The sequence below is a fragment of the Kitasatospora sp. NPDC101801 genome, assembly GCF_044766665.1.
Classification (GTDB): Bacteria; Actinomycetota; Actinomycetes; order Streptomycetales; family Streptomycetaceae; genus Kitasatospora.
Genome location: NZ_JBIWML010000044.1, coordinates 1 through 16,828, shown reverse-complemented (window position 1 = coordinate 16,828; position 16,828 = coordinate 1). Strand labels below are relative to the sequence as shown.

Annotated in this window: 18 protein-coding genes and 1 tRNA gene; 10 read left to right on the top strand and 9 right to left on the bottom strand. The window is 70.8% G+C overall.

Annotated features, from left to right (window positions below; all coding sequences use genetic code 11):
- Nucleotides 1-54: 54 nt before the first annotated feature.
- Entirely contained in the window at nucleotides 55-624 is a 570-nt protein-coding gene (locus tag ACIRPK_RS31700) for a HutD family protein (RefSeq protein WP_403044938.1), read from the bottom strand.
- A gap of 194 nt (nucleotides 625-818) precedes the next feature.
- Between ACIRPK_RS31700 and ACIRPK_RS31695 the strand changes: the two genes are divergently transcribed.
- On the top strand, nucleotides 819-1,346 hold the full coding sequence (locus ACIRPK_RS31695) for a GNAT family N-acetyltransferase (protein ID WP_403044935.1): 528 nt from the start codon (nucleotides 819-821) through the stop codon (nucleotides 1,344-1,346).
- A gap of 22 nt (nucleotides 1,347-1,368) precedes the next feature.
- Here ACIRPK_RS31695 and ACIRPK_RS31690 read toward each other — a convergent pair whose 3' ends face one another.
- Nucleotides 1,369-2,604, bottom strand: a complete 1,236-nt coding sequence (locus ACIRPK_RS31690) for an MFS transporter (RefSeq protein ID WP_403044932.1) — start codon at nucleotides 2,602-2,604, stop codon at nucleotides 1,369-1,371.
- Nucleotides 2,605-2,843: 239 nt separating this feature from the next.
- On the opposite strand from ACIRPK_RS31690, the gene ACIRPK_RS31685 reads away from it, so the two are divergent.
- On the top strand, nucleotides 2,844-4,088 hold the full coding sequence (locus ACIRPK_RS31685) for an ROK family protein (protein ID WP_403045052.1): 1,245 nt from the start codon (nucleotides 2,844-2,846) through the stop codon (nucleotides 4,086-4,088).
- Between the two features lie 79 nt (nucleotides 4,089-4,167).
- Here the strand turns inward: ACIRPK_RS31685 and ACIRPK_RS31680 are convergent, their stop codons facing one another.
- Together ACIRPK_RS31680 and ACIRPK_RS31675 are read right to left on the bottom strand one after the other, a co-directional pair.
- Nucleotides 4,168-4,557, bottom strand: a complete 390-nt coding sequence (locus tag ACIRPK_RS31680) for a VOC family protein (RefSeq protein ID WP_403044929.1) — start codon at nucleotides 4,555-4,557, stop codon at nucleotides 4,168-4,170.
- Between the two features lie 42 nt (nucleotides 4,558-4,599).
- The gene (locus tag ACIRPK_RS31675; protein WP_403044926.1) at nucleotides 4,600-5,730 is read right to left on the bottom strand and encodes an alkene reductase; all 1,131 of its coding nucleotides are present in this window, start codon (nucleotides 5,728-5,730) and stop codon (nucleotides 4,600-4,602) included.
- A 65-nt stretch (nucleotides 5,731-5,795) separates the two neighbouring features.
- Here ACIRPK_RS31675 and ACIRPK_RS31670 point away from each other — a divergent pair, with 65 nt between their 5' ends.
- A complete protein-coding gene (locus ACIRPK_RS31670) occupies nucleotides 5,796-6,167 on the top strand; it encodes a MerR family transcriptional regulator (RefSeq protein WP_403044923.1) in 372 nt (123 codons plus the stop codon).
- Between the two features lie 63 nt (nucleotides 6,168-6,230).
- On the opposite strand, the gene ACIRPK_RS31665 is transcribed toward ACIRPK_RS31670, so the two are convergent.
- Nucleotides 6,231-6,449 (bottom strand): hypothetical protein, encoded by a 219-nt coding sequence (locus ACIRPK_RS31665; protein ID WP_403044920.1) that lies wholly within the window; start codon nucleotides 6,447-6,449, stop codon nucleotides 6,231-6,233.
- 172 nt (nucleotides 6,450-6,621) lie between these two features.
- Here ACIRPK_RS31665 and ACIRPK_RS31660 point away from each other — a divergent pair, with 172 nt between their 5' ends.
- Together ACIRPK_RS31660 and ACIRPK_RS31655 are read left to right on the top strand one after the other, a co-directional pair.
- Nucleotides 6,622-7,482, top strand: coding sequence for a PhzF family phenazine biosynthesis protein (locus tag ACIRPK_RS31660; RefSeq protein WP_403044917.1), 861 nt, complete (start codon nucleotides 6,622-6,624; stop codon nucleotides 7,480-7,482).
- Nucleotides 7,476-7,546: transfer RNA gene (locus ACIRPK_RS31655), tRNA-Ser, on the top strand. Before ACIRPK_RS31660 ends, ACIRPK_RS31655 begins: the two co-directional genes overlap by 7 nt.
- Before the next feature lie 248 nt (nucleotides 7,547-7,794).
- Here the strand turns inward: ACIRPK_RS31655 and ACIRPK_RS31650 are convergent.
- Both ACIRPK_RS31650 and ACIRPK_RS31645 read right to left on the bottom strand, forming a co-directional pair.
- Entirely contained in the window at nucleotides 7,795-8,286 is a 492-nt protein-coding gene (locus ACIRPK_RS31650) for a TrmO family methyltransferase (protein ID WP_403044915.1), read from the bottom strand.
- 13 nt (nucleotides 8,287-8,299) lie between these two features.
- The gene (locus tag ACIRPK_RS31645; protein ID WP_403044912.1) at nucleotides 8,300-9,682 is read right to left on the bottom strand and encodes a Tat pathway signal protein; all 1,383 of its coding nucleotides are present in this window, start codon (nucleotides 9,680-9,682) and stop codon (nucleotides 8,300-8,302) included.
- A 214-nt stretch (nucleotides 9,683-9,896) separates the two neighbouring features.
- Between ACIRPK_RS31645 and ACIRPK_RS31640 the strand changes: the two genes are divergently transcribed.
- The 3 genes from ACIRPK_RS31640 to ACIRPK_RS31630 all read left to right on the top strand — a co-directional run bounded on the left by ACIRPK_RS31640 (nucleotide 9,897) and on the right by ACIRPK_RS31630 (nucleotide 11,557).
- On the top strand, nucleotides 9,897-10,133 hold the full coding sequence (locus tag ACIRPK_RS31640; RefSeq protein ID WP_403044909.1) for a hypothetical protein: 237 nt from the start codon (nucleotides 9,897-9,899) through the stop codon (nucleotides 10,131-10,133).
- The gene (locus tag ACIRPK_RS31635) at nucleotides 10,130-10,288 is read left to right on the top strand and encodes a hypothetical protein (protein WP_403044907.1); all 159 of its coding nucleotides are present in this window, start codon (nucleotides 10,130-10,132) and stop codon (nucleotides 10,286-10,288) included. Before ACIRPK_RS31640 ends, ACIRPK_RS31635 begins: the two co-directional genes overlap by 4 nt.
- Before the next feature lie 261 nt (nucleotides 10,289-10,549).
- On the top strand, nucleotides 10,550-11,557 hold the full coding sequence (locus ACIRPK_RS31630; protein WP_403044904.1) for an NAD-dependent epimerase/dehydratase family protein: 1,008 nt from the start codon (nucleotides 10,550-10,552) through the stop codon (nucleotides 11,555-11,557).
- Here the strand turns inward: ACIRPK_RS31630 and ACIRPK_RS31625 are convergent.
- Nucleotides 11,554-12,384 carry a glycosyltransferase family 2 protein gene (locus tag ACIRPK_RS31625; protein ID WP_403045050.1) on the bottom strand — a complete coding sequence of 277 codons (831 nt, stop codon included), beginning with the start codon at nucleotides 12,382-12,384 and terminating at the stop codon, nucleotides 11,554-11,556. The genes ACIRPK_RS31630 and ACIRPK_RS31625 overlap by 4 nt on opposite strands.
- Nucleotides 12,385-12,526: 142 nt before the next feature.
- Between ACIRPK_RS31625 and ACIRPK_RS31620 the strand changes: the two genes are divergently transcribed.
- Together ACIRPK_RS31620 and ACIRPK_RS31615 are read left to right on the top strand one after the other, a co-directional pair.
- A complete protein-coding gene (locus tag ACIRPK_RS31620) occupies nucleotides 12,527-13,207 on the top strand; it encodes a hypothetical protein (RefSeq protein WP_403044901.1) in 681 nt (226 codons plus the stop codon).
- A gap of 10 nt (nucleotides 13,208-13,217) precedes the next feature.
- Complete coding sequence (locus tag ACIRPK_RS31615) at nucleotides 13,218-14,555, top strand: hypothetical protein (protein ID WP_403044898.1); 1,338 nt, start codon at nucleotides 13,218-13,220, stop codon at nucleotides 14,553-14,555.
- 172 nt (nucleotides 14,556-14,727) lie between these two features.
- On the opposite strand, the gene ACIRPK_RS31610 is transcribed toward ACIRPK_RS31615, so the two are convergent.
- Entirely contained in the window at nucleotides 14,728-15,891 is a 1,164-nt protein-coding gene (locus tag ACIRPK_RS31610) for a hypothetical protein (protein WP_403044895.1), read from the bottom strand.
- Nucleotides 15,892-16,828: the final 937 nt, after the last annotated feature.

Here is a 16,828-nt window from a genome sequence, read left to right as displayed (position 1 = left end):
CGCAGCAGTCTGCGGCCGGCACCCGCGACAGGTCCAGACCATGCCGCCGGGCGGTCAGGCGCCCCGGCGGATCGTCACCACGGCCGTCCGGCCGTCCACCCGGAGCTGCTGCTCGCCGGGGGCGGTGAGCAGCGCGGCGTCGTACCGGCCCAACCGGAGCTCCGGGGCGACGAGTTCGGCCGTACCGTCCAGGCAGACCAGCAGGACCACCGCGTCCGCCGGGACGGTGCAGGTGCGCGGCCCGTCCGCCACCTCCACCTCGGCGGCGGCCAGCCCCCGACGGGTCATCACGTTGAAGTCCACCACCGGGCCGCCGAGCAGCTCGCAGCCGGTCTCGGCGTCACCGGGGAAGGCGAACGGGCGGAACGGCTCGGCGAGCCGGTGCTCGGTGCCCGCCACGGTGAGGGCCATCCCGGCCCCCTCCACCACGGTGATCACCCGGTCGACCCCCTCGAAGCGGGAGAACGGGCCGCCCTGCGCGACGTCGGCCAGGCTGACCCGCCAGTGGAAGTCGGCCAGCCCGGCCCCGGCCGGGTGCCCCGCCACCTCACGGGTGATGCCGCCGCCGTTCAGCCACGGGATGGCCGGGCGCCGGTCGGCGCGGAGTACCTGAACCGTCGTCATCTGCTGGCCTCGCTGGTCGGGCCCGGTCGGCCGGGCAGCCTGGGATCGGTGGTCCCAGGGTAGGCGTCCGGCCACCCGGCGTCCGCCGCCCGGCGGCGGAGGTCGGCGCTCGCGGCCCGGTCCCGAATGACCGCGCATCGGAGCGGCCCGGTCCGGCAGCATGGCGGCCAGTTGCCCAGGACTGGAGGAACACCGTGTTCGAGACCGACCGGCTGAGCGTACGGCTGTGGGACGAGGCCGACCAGGAGCGTGCGTTCGACCTCTACTCCCGTTGGGAGGTGGCCAAGTGGCTGGGCAGCGCGCCCCGTGCGCTGGAGACGCCGGCCGAGGCGGCGGCCCTGGTCGAACGCTGCCGGGCCCGGTCGGCCGACCCCCGGTACGGGGTGTGGGCGGTGCAGCGGCGGGACACCGGGACGGTGGTCGGCTCCGTCCTGTTGATGCCGCTGCCGGGCGAGGACGGGAGCGGGGACGGCGAGGTCGAGGTCGAGGTGGGCTGGCACCTGCACCCGGACAGCTGGGGCCACGGCTTCGCCACCGAGGCGGCCCGGGGTGCGCTGGCCAAGGGCTTCGCGGACGGCCTGACCGAGATCCGCGCGCTGGTCCGGCCGGGCAACGCCCCCTCGACGGCCGTCTGCCGACGGCTGGGGATGGCCGCCACCGGCCGCACCGGACGCTGGTACGGCGTCGAGATGGAGTCGTTCCGGATCGGCCGGGACGGCTGAGGGACCGTCGGGTCGGCCCGGGTCACCCGGCGGTGGGTTTCGGCCGGACCAGCAGTGAGAGGGCGGCGGCCAGCGCGGCCGCGGCGGCGACCGTGGTGAGGGCGACCGGGAGGGTGGTGGCGTCCGCGAGGAAGCCGATCACCGGCGGGCCGACCAGCATGCCCGCGTAGCCGAGCGTGGAGGCGGTGGCGACGCCTCGCGGTCCGCCCGCCGCGCCCGCCGCCGCGATGGCGAGCGGGAAGATGTTGGCCAGCCCGAGGCCGACCAGGACGAAGCCCGCCAGCACCAGCGGGACGGCGGGGGCGAGGGCGGCGACCAGCATGCCGGTGGCGGCGGTGAGCCCGCCGAACAGCATCACCCGGGTCTGGCCGGCCCGGACGGAGAGCCAGGTGCCGCCGAGCCGCCCGGCGGTCATCGCGAAGGCGAAGGCGGCGTAGCCGGTGGCGGCCAGACCGGTGCTCGCGTGCACGTCATCGGTCAGGTGCAGGGTGGCCCAGTCGGCCAGCGCGCCCTCACCGTAGGCGTCGCAGAGCGCCACCAGGCCGAGCAGGAGCACCAACAGGCGGACGTTCCGGGCGGGTTGGCGCGGGGTGGGCACAGCGGCGGCCGGGGCCGGCTTGGCGGCGGTGACGGGGACGGTCGTGGTGCGGAGCAGGGCGGCACCGGCCACCGCGGTGACCAGCAGGCCGAGCGCGCCGCTGAGGGCGAGCGCCCAGGCGGTGCTGACCGAGCCCGCGAGCAGGCCGCCGACGGCCGCGCCGAGCAGGCCGCCGAGGCTGTAGCCCGCGTGGAAGCTGGGCATGACGGGGCGTCGGAGCTCGACCACCAGGTCCACCGCGGCGCTGTTCATGCTGACGTTGGCGGCGCCGTAACCCGCGCCGAAGAGCAGCAGGGCGGCGCCCAGGGCGGGGACCGACCCGGTGTGCGCGGGCAGCAGGACGGCGAGGCTGAGCACGGCCAGCGAGGCGACGGTGACCGGACGGCTGCCGTACCTGACGCAGAGCCGGCCGATCAGTGGCATGGTGGCCACGGCACCGGCCGAGAGGCAGAGGAGCGCCAGGCCGAGCGCGCTGTGCGAGGCGGCGACCTGGGCACGGATGTCGGGAATGCGGACCACCCAGGCTGCGAACAGGAAGCCGTCGACGGCGAAGAAGGCGGTCAGGGCGATCCTGGCGCTGGTCCAGACGGGGCTCGGCGCTGGGCCGACCGGGTGGTTGTGGGCTGCTGAACGGACGCGGATTTTGTTTAGTAGCGGCACAAAAGCAGAATAGGGGAGTGCCGCACACACCTTCAAGTCCGTATCAGTCCGGTGAGGCCGCTGACGCCGGTCAGGGCCGGGAAGCTGCCGGGTCGTCACCCGAGGTGGGCCAGGGTCCGAAAGCTGCCGGGTCGTCACCGCGCGCCGAGGATCGGGTCGGTCGCGCCCGGGGCGGCATCGGCGAGGAGCGGGCCGGGGAGCGGCCGGCGCGTTCCGCGCTCTCGGCCGCGCTGCCGCGCCTGGCCGCCGCCGAGGGCACCGGCGCGCACGCCCGGCGGGCCGCGCCCGACCGGGGGCGTACGCTGCTCGGCCCGGCGCTCGCGCTGGTGCACACCGGGCAGGCGCCGACCCGGTCCGCGCTGACCAGCGCACTGGAGGTGACCCGGGCCACCGCCGGGGCGGTCAGCGCCGAACTGGAGGCCCTCGGTCTGATCACCGTCGACTCCAGCCCGGCCGGTGGCGGGCGCGGGCGCCCCTCGCACCGGCTGGCCGTCGACCCGTCCGGACCGATGGTGATCGCGGCCCAGATCCACGCGGACGGACTGAGCCTGGCGCTGGTGGGGCTCGGCGGTCAGCTCGAACCCCCCGTGCACCTGCCGCTGCCCGCGGCCACCGGTCCGGTGCGGATGCTCCGCGCGGTCGCCGAGGCCGGGGCCGAACTGGCCCGGGCCAGCGGACGGCGCTGCCTGGGCACCGCCCTCGCCCTGCCCAACCCGGTCACCGAGCCGGACGGCACCGCCCTGGTGGCCCTGCACTTCGCCTGGCCGAGCGGGACGCCGGTGGCCGACCTGTTCGCCGAGGAGGTGCGCAAGGCCGACCAGGGGCCCCGGGCGCAGCAACCGTTCCCGAGCGCGGTCGCCAACGACGCCAACCTGGCCGCGCTGGCCGAGCACCGGCACGGTGCGGGCCGGGGCGCCCGGCAGCTGCTGCTGGTGACCTCGGGCCACCGGGGCGTCGGCGGGGCGCTGGTGATCGACGGCCGGCTGCACACCGGGAGTGCCGGACTCGCCCTTGAGGTCGGCCATCTGACGGTCGATCCGCAGGGCCGGCCGTGCCTCTGCGGCAACCTGGGCTGCCTCAACGCGGAGACCGACCCCGAGGCCCTGTTCGCCGCCGCCGGCCGGACCCCCGACCCGGTGCGGCCGTTGGCGGCCCAGGCCCGCGAACTGGCCGGGGCCGCCAACCGCGACCCGGTCGCGCGGGCCGCCGTCGACCACGTGGTGGACCGCCTCGGACTGGGCCTCGCCGGGTTGGCCAACATCCTCAACCCGGACCGGATCGTGCTCAGCGGCCTGCACCGCGACCTGCTCGCCGCCGCCCCCGACCGCCTCGCCTCGGTGGTCGCCGAGCGCTGTCTCTGGGGCCGCAGCGGGCGGGTGCCGATAGTGCCGGCCGAGGTCACCCACGCGGGGCTGGTCGGCGCGGGGGAGCTCGCCTGGGCGCCGTACCTGATCGACCCTCAGTCGGTGCTGCCGATGGGCTGACCTGCGGGCCTCCGGCGGGGGCCGGTCAGCCTTCGACGTCCTGCGAGGTGGGTCGGCCTTCGACGTCCTGCGAGGCGGGTCAGCCCTCGACGTCCTGCGGGTACCAGCGCAGCTCGATCACGTTGCCGTCCGGGTCCTCGACGTAGACCGACCGGGCGCTGCCCCGGGCGCCGTAGCGGTCGACCGGGCCCTCGATCACAGGGAGGGCACCGGAGTCGATCACCTGCTCCCAGTCCAGCGGGTCGACCACCAGACAGAAGTGGTCGACGTTGGACTCACCGCGCTCGCGGGCGACCAGGTCGATGATGGTGGTCGGGCTGATCCGGACCGAGGGGAACGGCACCCGGCCGGCCCGCCACTCCTCGACCCGGACCGGCGCCAGGCCGAGCGGTCCGCAGTAGAACTCCAGGGACCGTTCGACATCCCGGACGTTCAGCACCAGGTGGTCGAAGTCCTTGACGCGCAGCATGTGCTCTCTCCCCGCTGTTGATGATCATCGGTCAACAGGAGCCTAACGCGAGGTCAGGACAGCGGGAACAGGGGTCCCGGCCAGCGTCGGGTAGTCGTTGTAGCCCGCCTCGCCGCCCACGTACATCAGGCCGTGGTCCCGGACCGGGTTGAGCGGGGCACCGGTCCGCAGCCGCTCCACCAGATCGGGGTTGGCCAGGAAGGCCCGGCCGAGGGCGATCAGGTCGGCTCCGGCGGCCAGCAGCTGCTCGCCCTTGAGCTTCCCGCCGTCGGCGGGCAGCGGACCGCCCCACCCCAGCACCGGGTTGGCCACCAGGGTGGTCGCCCAGAGGGCGCGGATCTGCCGGAACAGCGGTTGCTCCGGGTCGGCGAACACGTAGTGCAGGTAGGCCGGGCCGAGCGCGGCCAGCGCGGCCACCAGCGCCGGGTAGATCCGGTCGGTGTCGCCGTCCTCGATCCCGTTGACGGTGACGCCGGGGGAGATCCGCACCCCCACCCGCTCGGGGCCGATCGCCGCCGCGACGGCCCGGACCACCTCGACCACGAACCGGATCCGGTGGGTCACCGGGCCGCCGTACGCGTCGGTGCGGTGGTTGGTGCCCTGCGCCAGGAACTGGTGCAGCAGGTGGCCGTTGGCGGCGTGCACCTCCACCCCGGCGAAGCCCGCGTCCACCGCGTTGCGGGCGGCGGCCGCGAAGTCGGCCACGGTGGAGGCGATCTCCTCGACCGTCAACTCGTTTGGCACCACGGCCTCCTGGTGCCCGCTGGGGGTGACGATGGTCTCCGGGAGAGGGATCGGCGAGGGGGCGACCGGCGTCAGACCGCTGGTGTCGGGGTGGCCGACCCGCCCGCCGTGCTGGAGCTGAAGGAACATCCGGCCGCCCGCCGCGTGCACCGCCTCGGTGACCCGTCGCCAGCCGGCCACCTGGGCCGGGCTGTGGATCGCGGTGATGTTGGGGTACGTCTGGCCCACCGGGCTCGGGGTGGCTGCCTCGGCGATGATCAGTCCGGCGGAGGCCCGCTGGGCGTAGTGCGTGACCATCATCGGCAGCGGGACGCCGTCGGCCGTCGCGCGGTTGCGGGTCATCGGTGCCATCACCAGCCGGTTGGGCAGGTCGAGGGGGCCTAGGCGGGCGGGTTCGAAGAGGCGGGACTGCGCCGGTGCGTTCGTCATGCCGGTACGGTAGGAGTTGACATCGGTGTCAGGTTCAAGTCCGGCGGACGGTGAGCGGGTGGGGCATGCGAATCGGTGAACTGGCACGGGACACCGGGGTGAGCGAGCGCTCGCTCCGCTACTACGAGAGCCAGGGCCTGCTCCGGTCCGAGCGCACCCCGGGCGGCCAACGCGCTTACGGCGACTGGGCGGTGGACCGGGTGATCCGGATCCAGGCCCTCTACGCGGCCGGGCTGAACAGCCGGAAGATCGCCCAACTGCTGCCCTGCATGCGGGACACGGACGGCGGTCCGAACGAACGGGCCACCCCGCAGTTGGTCGACGACCTCGGCGTGGAACGCGACCGGATCAACCGTCTGATCGCCGACCTGGTCCGCTCGCGGGACGTCCTGGACGAGGCCATCGAGAGCGCCTCGGTGGTGCTCGAAGCGGACTGACCGGGTCGCGCCGGTCCGGCTGCGGGCGCTGCGGCGGGACGGTCTGCCCGCCTGGCTGCCGGGTCAGGCGGGGCGGCGGGTGGTGAGACCACCGGCGAGGCCGGTGAGGCCGGCCGTCATGCGCGGGCCGCGGCGGGGCCGGGGCGGCCGGTGCTCGTGCCGGGGGAGGGTGACCAGGCGGTCGGCCTCGTGGCCGGAGACGCGCAGCGGGGCGCCGGAGCCGTCGTCCGTCTCGGTGTACAGACCGGCGAGGGTGGTGGCGAGGAAGGCGTAGTCGCTCATCGGGAGATCCTCTCGTTGTGGTGCCTCCAGCCTGACCGGTCGTCATGTCGGGGGATTTGCCGCCGGGTCTCCGGCGTGTGCCGACCGGTGGCGGGCGGGTTAAACCTCGGTGTCGCCGACTGCCCTGTGTTACCGGGGAATCGACCGACCCCGCGCCGCGTTGCCAACGATCATGACCGACAACGCGCCCGAGGTGCTCCGTTACGCCGCCTTCACCGCCGACCCGGCCGGTGGCAACCCCGCCGGGGTGGTGCTCGACGCCACCGGGCTCGACGCCGCCGCCCAGCTCGCCATCGCGGCCGGGCTCGGCTACTCCGAGACCGCCTTCCTCACCCGGGGCTCGTCCGACCGCAGCTTCGCGGTCCGCTACTTCAGCCCGCTGGCGGAGGTCCCGTTCTGCGGGCACGCCACCGTGGCCGCCGCCGTCGCGCTGGCCGACCGGATCGGCCCCGGCGAGCTGCTGTTCGAGACCGCGGCCGGCTCCGTCCCGGTCTCGGTCACGGCCGGGCCGGACGCCCTGGAGGCGACCCTGACCAGCGTCGAGCCGCACGTCCTGCCCGTTCCGGCGGCCGACGTGGCGGAGGCCCTCGCCCTGCTCGGCTGGTCGGCCACCGACCTGGACGCCACCCTGCCGCCCCGGATCGCGTACGCCGGCGCCCGCCACCTGGTCCTCGCCGCCGTCACCCGCGCGCGGCTGGCCGACCTGGCGTACGACTTCGACGGCCTGACCCGCTTCATGACCGACCGTGACCTGGTCACCCTCCAACTGGTCTGGCGCGAGTCCGACACCGTCTTCCACGTCCGCGACCCCTTCCCGGTCGGCGGCGTGGTCGAGGACCCGGCCACCGGCGCCGCAGCCGCCGCCTTCGGTGCCTACCTCCGCGACCTCGGCGCCACCACCCCCGACGCCGTCCTGACCCTCCACCAGGGCCACGACCTCGGCCGCCCCGGCCGCCTCCGCGTCGAGCTCCGCACCGGCGACCCGCGCATCCGCGTCAGCGGGGCGGCGGTCCCGATCCCGGCTGCGGGGTAGCGGTAGCCGCACGCTTGGAAAGCGAGTTGGGGGCAACCCCTCACGAGTTCGAATCTCGTATCCTCCGCCTCTGCCAGCCATGGCAGCACGAAGGCCCCGACCGGGAAACCGGCCGGGGCCTTCGGCGTTCCCCGGCCGCAGCTGCCGGGATCCACCGGCGAACGGCCGCCTGCACGACTTGTCGTCTTGGATGGTCCTACGACCCGCCCCCGTGCCTGCCCTCGCTCACGGGCGCGAGAGCAGGCCCCGATCAGTGGCAGCAGGGAGGCATGGAGCCACCGATGCTCGCCATCGCACAGTCACGGTCCGCCGTCAGTCACTGACAGCGGGCGCGAAGTAGTCCCGGAGCATGACGGTGGTCCACTCGGCCTGGCGCTGCTCTCCGCGAGGACCCATCTCACCGAACCACGGTTTCACGTCCAGGACCGGCGTGCCGTCGACAGCGTCGAGGTCCTCGACGTGGAGGTCCAGGCCGTCGACCTTGAGCAGCCGGCAGCGTGAGACCCCGAGCCAGTTGAGGCGTCGCATGTTGCGGTGCCCGAAGATCCCGACCTCCGGCCAGTCCGGGTTCTCCCGGGGCCGGCGGGCGCCGAGGTTCAGGTCGGTCGGGTCGGTGAGGTGGAAACGGAAGACGATCTCAAGGTGCGAGAAGTCCTCAAGCCCCTTGGTCGCATCGGCGGTGAAGAGGGATCCGTCCAGCCGGATGATCGCCCGGGTGCCGCCCCAGAAGTCGTCTGTCGGTTCGATCCGGCCGCCGACCACGTGGCCGAGGGCCTCGACCTCGAACGTCTCACGGTCTGCCATCAGTGACTCCTCATCAGGCTGTTTCGGACAGGTATGCGGCAGCGCGCGCGTCGATCTCACTGATAGCGGCAGTACCGCGCCGTCGGTAGGGGGAGAGCAGGGTGCGCATGTCGGCGGCGGCCTGGCGGGTGCGGCCGGACCGAACGCCGTCCATGGCGTCGAGCGCCTGCGACCACGTGGCACAGGCTCTGTCGATGTTGTTCATCTGCGCGTACACGGAGCCGAGGTATCCCAGCGTCACCGCATGGGTGCGGGTGAACTTCGTCGCCTTGCGGGTGCGGACGCTGTGGTGGAACTCGCGCACCGAGCCGTCGAGATCTCCTATGTCGCGCAGGGCGCACGCGGTCTCGTGGGCCAGGCTGGCCTCGCCGAAGAAGAACACCCGGTCCGGCTCGGCGATGTCGTCGCTCGCGGCGGACAGGTCGTCCTCGGCGCGCAGCAGCGCCTTGGCGGCGGCGTTCTTACGGCCGGCGGCGGCCAGGCTCCGGGCGTGGACGACTCCGAGGAGGGCCCGCTCTCTTGGGGAGGCGAGTGCGTACCGGTCGCCGTCCACGGAAGCCGCGGCGAGGCTGAGAGCCTGCTGATGGTGTCCGAGGTCGATGGCCTGGTGCGCCATCGCCCGCAGAACGTGAGCGGCCATCGGCGGATCGCCGGCCTCGGCCGCGAGTTTCACCGCCTCGGTGAAGTACCGCTGCGCTGTCGCATGCTGGCCACCGTCGAACGCCATCCAACCCGCCAGGTAGGCGAGTTCGCTGGCTGCCGAGAAGAGATCACGGCGAACATGCTCGTCCGTGAACCTCCCTCGCAGGTAGGCGGTGACGTCGGTCGCCAGGTACTGCACCACGGACGTCCAGGCGTGGCCACCGCCTCGCCGCTGGTCCACTTGGGAGAACAGGGTGGTCATGTCACGGACGGCTGCCAGGTCGCCAGGGCCGACCCGCCGGGTTGCGGCAGAACTGCGCGCACTGCCCCGCTCGGCCATGCGCTGCCACCAGTCTTCGCCGGGCAAGGAGAGTGCGGCCACGGAGTAGACCGCCACCCCCAGGGCCCGCCTGCGTTCCACGTCCACGTCGGTTCTCCCGAGTTCGGCCAGCGCGCTCAGCGTATCGGCGTCCCAGTCGGGTCTTTGGGGTGTGGGCGCGATCAGGCCGATCTCGTCCAGTGTCACGACCCGTCCGCCGAGCGCGCGGCCCAACGCCTCGGCCAGGAAGGCACCGACGTTCCCGGCCGGCTGACCACCGTTCTTCCAGTGCGTGATGCTCGACTTGTTGGTCTCCAGGAGCTCGTCATGCTCGGCCGCCACACGCCTGACCAGGCGGGCGATCGCGTCGCCGGAGAGCTTGGTCTCGTCGATGACCTTCCGCAGCCACTCGTTGGGTTCCCTCGTCGGCGCCAAAGCGCACCTCCATGACGGGCCATTAAACCGCTTAAACCACATAGCGTGCCCAACACGGTACTCCCAGTAGTGATTAGGCGGTTCACTGGCTGCATGCCGCTCCGCACGGTGGAGCCGATTCGTGTCCGGAATCCCTGCGGAGCGGCGGCCTGCGGCGGCTCCATGCATCCGGCATCGAGAACCGCCCCGCCAACTCACGACCCCGGAGACGCTGATGACGACTGCCGACCGCGCACCGCACCCGTGGAGCCTCAACATCGCCTCCACCCTCGTGGACCCCAACCGACCGATCCCGCACCGGTCCACGAGTCCGACGCAGGAGAGCGCCGCCGAGACCGGCAATCGCATGCTGCTGGACACGCACCGCAGCAAGGACGGGCTGTGCGTCCGGTGCGAGAGCCCCTGGCCCTGCGACGTGACCAGGAGCATCCGCTTCGGAAGCATCACGTGAACAGTGCCGTGTTCCATGTCCAGGCCGGCGGCCGGACCGTCATCTTCGTCCCGAACAGGGAGCGCGCCCGCCGACGCGCCCCCTGGTCCTGCGTCAGCTCGCTGCCGATCGTCACCGCCACAAGCGGCACCGGGAGTCGGCGGCGTGAGCGCTGAGAACTCCCCGGACTTCAAGCTCCCCGAGGACCGCCACCAGGGTCTGTTCATCCGCACGTTCAGGCTCGCGGCCGACGGCACCCGGTACGACCTCCGGTGTCGTCACCGTGGAGTCGGAACCCGACGCCTACGCCTACCACCCCTCGGCCACCTGGCCGGCCTGCCGCTGCCCGCAGCACCGCGACAACTGACACGACCATCGCCAGCAGGCTGCCGCGCGTCTGCGGCGCCACGCATCCCGTGTGTGAGAGGAAGAACTTCTTGTCCCTCGAACAGCTCTCAGGAAAGACCGTCCTGGTCACTGGCGCCGGCGGCCTCATCGGCAGCCGCATCACGTCCCAGCTCCGCCGGCTCGGCGCGCGCCCCATCTCGGTGTGCAAGCTCGACGCCTACCCGCACGAGGTGTATCGCGAGCGGTTCGGCATCGACACCGCCGACCCGGACTTCATCGTCGGCGACATCGCCGAGCCGGACCTGATGCGCAAGGTGATCTCCGGCTGCGACTACGTGATCCACGCCGCCGCCCTGGCCGACGTGGCCGCCTGCACCCGTCGGCCGCTGGACGCCATCGACACCAACATCACCGGCACCCAGCGCGTCCTGGACGCCGTCGCCGCCTCGGACCGGGTGCGCAGGATGGTGTTCGTCTCCTCCGCCAGCGTCTACGGCAACGGCAGCCCGCAGTTCGTGGAGAGCGCAGCGGTCCAGCCGGTGTCGGTGTACGGCAACAGCAAGGCTTGGGGCGAGTACCAGACCGCCGCCGTGCTCGGCGACGCCGGCATCTCGTACGCCGTGGTGCGGTACTTCTCGGTCTACGGCGAGCCGCAGGTCGTCAAGGAGCGCAGCCACTCCTGGGTGGTCGCCTGGTTCGCCATGCGGGCCGCGCTCGGCCTGCCGCTGCACCTCAACGGCGGCGGCCACCAGATCCGTGACATGGTCCACGTGGACGACATCGCCACCGGCACGCTGTGGTCGCTGGTCGCGCCCGGCGCGCGCAACGAGACCATCAACATCGGCACCGGGACTGGCACTTCGATCCGGCAAATCGCCGAGCTCGTCCGCAGCCACTACCCGGACGCCGCCTTGGTCGAGACGCCCATGCCGCCCGGCGACCCCGAGGGCGGTTACGCCTCCGTCGAGCGGATGGAGGACCTGCTGGGGTGGCGGCCGAGTATCGCGATGGCGGAAGGCATCGCCCGCTATGTGACCTGGCTGAAGGCCACCCCGGAGGCCATTCCCAACTGGATGCGCCAGGCGGCAGCGGCCTAGATGATCGGCGGCCGGCCCAGCCGAGTCATGGTCCACACCGTGCGCCAGCGCATCGGCTTGCGTCGGCCGCACGGTGTGCGCCAGCCCTCGGCGAAGCCCGCGAACCACGCCTTCAGCCCGGTCGCGTCCCGGGTCCGGGCAACGGTGAGCGCTACCCACACCCCGAGGTAGACCGGCACCAGCAGAAGAGGCAGGTGCCGGCGCGCCAAGTACACCCGGTTGCGGGCGTTCACCCGGTAGAAGAAGGAGTGCCGGGTCGGGCTGGTACGCGGGTGCTGAAGCAGCAGCTCGGGGACGTACAGCACCCGCCACCCGGCATCCAGCGCCCGCCAGGCCATGTCGGTCTCCTCGTGCGCGAAGAAGAAGGTGTCCGGCCAGTCCCCGACCTGCTCCAGCATCTTCGAGGACAGGGCGTGGCCGCCGCCGAGGAAGCCGGTCACCTCACCGCCACGCATCGGATCTCCGGCCCGCAGGCGGGGGACGTGGCGCCGCTGGGTGACGCCGGTCTCGTCCGCGATCCGGAAACCGACGATCCCCAGCCCGGGGTCGCCTTCGTACAGGGCGGCGATCCGCGCGAGGACGTCGTCGGCGACCAGCAGGCCGTCGTCGTCCAGATCGATCACGACGTCCACGTCCCGCAGGTGGTCCAGGGCGACGTTCCGGCCGCCGGTCACTCCGAGGTTGTCCGCGAGCTCCACGCTCTCCACCCACGACGGCAGTTCCGGCAGCGCGCACCCGTTGCCGACCACCACGACCTTCGCGGCCTTGACCGTCTGCATCTCCACCGAGGCCAGCAGCTCGGCCAGCTCCTTCGGCCGCGTGCCCATGGTCAGGATCGCCACGCCCAGCTTGACGCCCACCGAACCTCTTCCCTTCGAGGAACCAGAGATGACCTCACGAACGCCGAAGTCGGGTGCCGTGTCGCTCCGAGAACTCGCCGAGAGCCGGAGCCTTCCCGCCCATCAGGTCATGGACCAGGACACACTCACCTGGATCGCTGGAAACCGGCCCGAAGCCTCAGCTGCGCCGCCCACCCTGCCACATCCGCCGCTCATGCTGGTACCGGACGTCACCTGGTTCGCGCAGCCCCAGCTCGTCGACTCCATCCACGGCATCCGGCACAACGCCCGCGTCTCCCTGCTCGCCGGACTGCTCGCCCAGGAATACGGGCTCGACCGCGATCACACCGCAGCCCTGTGCGCAGCCGCAGCAGTCCACGACTGCCGGCGGCGCGACGACCGCGACGATCCCGGGCACGGCCGACGGGCAGCGTCCTGGTTCACCCGCAACCAGCACGCCCTAACCCTCATGCTCGGCCGAGAACTCCCTCCCGACCTCTCCCAGCAGGCATCCGCCGCGATCGGCCTCCACGACGTCCCGTACGCAGGCTTCACCCCGCAGCAGAACCTCGCCTACCGCCGGGCGCCCCATCTGATCGACGTGCTCAAGGCAGCCGACTGCCTGGACCGCTACCGGCTCCCCCTCACCCGCTGGTGGCCCGACCCCTCCCACCTGCGCATCGTCATCCCCGCCTGGCTCCACCCCGTCGCCTTCGACCTGGTCATCCGAAGCGAACAGGCCCGGCTCAACGGCGCAACCAACCGCGGGGCACTCATCCACGCCAGCCAAATCCTCAACCCCGCGCAATAGGAGGTCATCCATGCACAGCGAGTGGGACAACGCCCACACCGACCACACCAGCAGCGCCACCCGCCCCGGCCCGGCCGGCCTTGCCGAGACCGAAGCCGACTGGCGCCACCACCTCGAACACGAGACGCCCAACGGCTGGCTGCTGAGCGGCAACTCCATGACCAAGACGCTGGCCGCCGGACGCCCCATCCACCTGATGCACACGACCGTGGCCCTGGACGCGATCCGCGCCAGCGGACACCTCTACGCCTCCACCGGCTGCCTGGTCGCGGCCCTCTACTGCGCGCCCCTCACCCCCGAGCCCGCCGGCCTGCGCCCTCACAACTTGGGCGCCTACCTGCTGGAGACCAAGAAGCACACCCGCACCCTGGTCTTCGAGATCACCCCCGACGCTCCCGTGCCGCCGAAGGGAGTCGACTACCTCCGGCTGGGAGCCATCCACCTGCGCACCTACCTCACCCACCGCAGCTTCCTCACCGAGCCCGAAGACGCCCAGCTCCGCCGAGCAGTGCTGGACCGGATCCGTGCGGCGGCGCCTTTCCTCGACACCCTCCTCGCCAACGCTGCCGGGAAGCAGACGCCGGAAGCCGAGTTCATCGACCAGCTCGCCGCCGCCGTGCCGGCCTTCCCGTTCCTCGGCTACCTCTACTTCGAGGTGCTGTCCGAGTACCTGATGCTCAACTCCACGACCCCCGAGACCAAGGCGTACGCCCAGATCGGAGAGATGAACAATCGCCTCTACAAGCGGCTGGCGTTCTCCGCGGTCCAGGGAATGGACCAGCTGTTCGACCTGTCCCGCTTCAACCCGGGACACGACCGCCTCCTCCAGCCCGTCGGGCGGATCGAGGCCGGCCTGACACCCGGGGTAGCCCGCTTCACCAGGCGGCGCCTGTCACACCTGTTCGCGAGCGTGGCGCTCGCGCCCAGCCAGGACGCGGCGTCCTTCACCTTCCGCAGCTCGGACTTCGACACCCTCACCGCGACCGCGCCACACCTGCTGGGGCAGCTCATCTTCCGCGAGATGCGCATCATCGACCGCTACCCGCAGCTCTACCTCGCCTTCGAGCAGGCCAAGGCCCTTGAGGCATGGGCCTACTGGAACACCGAAGGCATCCCAACGCCGTTCAACGGCACGATCCCGAAGGGAGAGATCGGCATCAACACGGCCTACCCGCGATCCGCCTGCACGGCATGGACAGCGGAGACCTGCGAACGCGGCCTGCTGCACCCGGTCGACCAGCTCGACCTGACCTTCCTCCCCCGCCTCGCCGAGCTGTCCATGACCGCCATGCGGAGGGACCAGACAGGGAAGGCCGCAGGACACCTGCGCCAGAATGCATCGAACTGAGTCCGGCGACGGTCTCGGCACCGATGTCGTAGGCCAAAGCAGGCTGCAGGCTCTCCGGCCCGACACGGCTGGAGGAGAGGTCGCTCGACCCGCCGTTCTGCCGACAGAGCGAAGCGGGCACGGGACTGCCGGATCGGCCGCAGGCCGGTGCCTTGATTGGCCTTTCCAAGCCTCAGAGCCCTAGCTTTCGCCGAGCCTTTCGCATCTCCTTTGAGAATGCGCGCACAACAGCATCATCCGCAGTCACCTCCAAAGTGAGGCTGATCTTGATATGCGGATCCGGGAGCGCGAGAAGCTCCGGGACTCGCGAAATCTCGGCAACCACCCTCTCGATGAAGGTTCTGATGTCCGAGGCCGGCTGAGCAGCCATGAGAGCAGCTAGATCTGCTGCGCCCCTCAGGGCATCCGGATACACCTCCCCTCGAATCTCACTGGCCCAGTCGAGCATCTCTTCATAAGCGGAAGAGATACGCTCCGCCAAGTGAATGATGAGATCGGAATTTCCAGGAATTCCAGGAGGGCCGAATGCTTCCTCTTGAATGTCAGCCGGGAAAACCAGCATCATGCGACCAACGATGCCCTCCATGTCACCTAGGGCTCCAGTTAGCCTACGACTCGCCGATGCCTCATCGTGGTAAACACCACCTCTGCGACCATAGCCGGTTCGAAAGTCTCGCCATTTAGGCTCAAGGCGCCGCTTCCCTTGTTGCAAGGCACTCGCGAACAGCAGGTATTCCCACGCAGGCGGGGCTTGAGAGATGAGCGCCCGCTGCTCTGCAGCATCCCGGGGCACCCAGCTCACCAAAGGCTCCGGCTCGTCCTCAGCTGGCGATAGCAACTCGATCATCTGAGCCATCTCATCGAGCCTACCCAATATGTCATTACCCATCAGGTTCGGGAAGAGCTCTCTCACGCTTGTGAATCGCTGAAGAACCTCGGCGAAATAGCCCGGCCCGCACCAACTCACGTCAATTCCGGCCCGAAGTCCGGCGGAATAAACCTCCGCCGCAATCCCTTCAGGAATTGGATAGTTCGACATGAATGTCCACTGTAGAACTTCCCAATCGCCTTGATCTCGAAGGGCGATAGCCTTCTTCAGGTCGCCCATCATTTTGCCGCGCATTTCACTATCAAGGCCCCTGTTTTGAATCCGCTTAAAACAATGCGCGGCAAACATGCGCTTTTCGGATTTCAGATAGCCGTCATTTCCCCGATCAGCCCTATCGTCATCAATCGGCAGAAAGTCGGCGCCGTACTCTGCCTGCAAGACGGCATTGCATAGCCGCGTAAAATCTTGCGGCGCCGTTATCAGTTCTATCTGAGCCTGAAGGTTCACAGCGTCTAGGATAGGCTGACGCCGTCGTAAAATCACCACGGTTGCAGTTTTGGTGCGTTCACCCCCTATATGGCAGCACCCACAGCATGGCGAGAGGGCCGTTCCCCCGCAGGTCAGAACGCCCGCAAAGGCCCCCCGAACACCCAGAGGGACAGCCGGAAAGCGTGTGAGGGCAAACCCCACACGGGTTCGAATCTCGTATCCTCCGCCTTGCGGGGGCTCCGACCTGTTCAGATCGGATCCCTCGCTGTCTTTCGCCATCCTGGCGGTTGGAGGAGGCCAGCCTCCCAATGCTGGTGTGGCCGTCGGGCCACTCGAGAGGCACGATGGACGTATGAACGGCGACGCCGGGGTCCCGTCCTCAGCACCCGCGACCCAGAAGCGGCGAAACGCGGTGCTACATCTCTACGACAGCCCGTTGACCAGGGACTGGGCGTTCTGGATGACCATCGGCTGGGGGGCACTTGCAGCCGCCTCCATCTCCACCAGCAAGGATCACCGCGGCCTGCCCGCGTGGCTGGACACGTTACTGGCCACGATCTTCTTCATGGCTTTCTTCGGCCTGTTCCCTGCGTGGGTCCGGCTGGTAGTTAGACGGCGACGGGGGCAGAAGGTTCATCAGGAACCCGCTGCGCCTGCGTCCTCTCGGCGTGGCCTCACGCCTTGGGGGCCGCCCTCGGCAGCATCCGCCGCCGGCCCACGCCAGCCTCCCGTGCCGATGCAACCAACCCCGGAGGTCAAGGCTCCAGGGCCATTGCGTGTTCGGGATTGGTCCGGTTCGCCGGTCTCGTGTATGACGTGACGTCATGTCCCGTTATGGGGCGGGATGTTCCCAGGGAAGTAGTGCAGGCACGGCGCCGGTGATCATGTGGTTGTCGAGACCCATGAGAACCGAGCGAGACCGTGCCTGCCCGAACATCATCGCCCATGCCCGCCG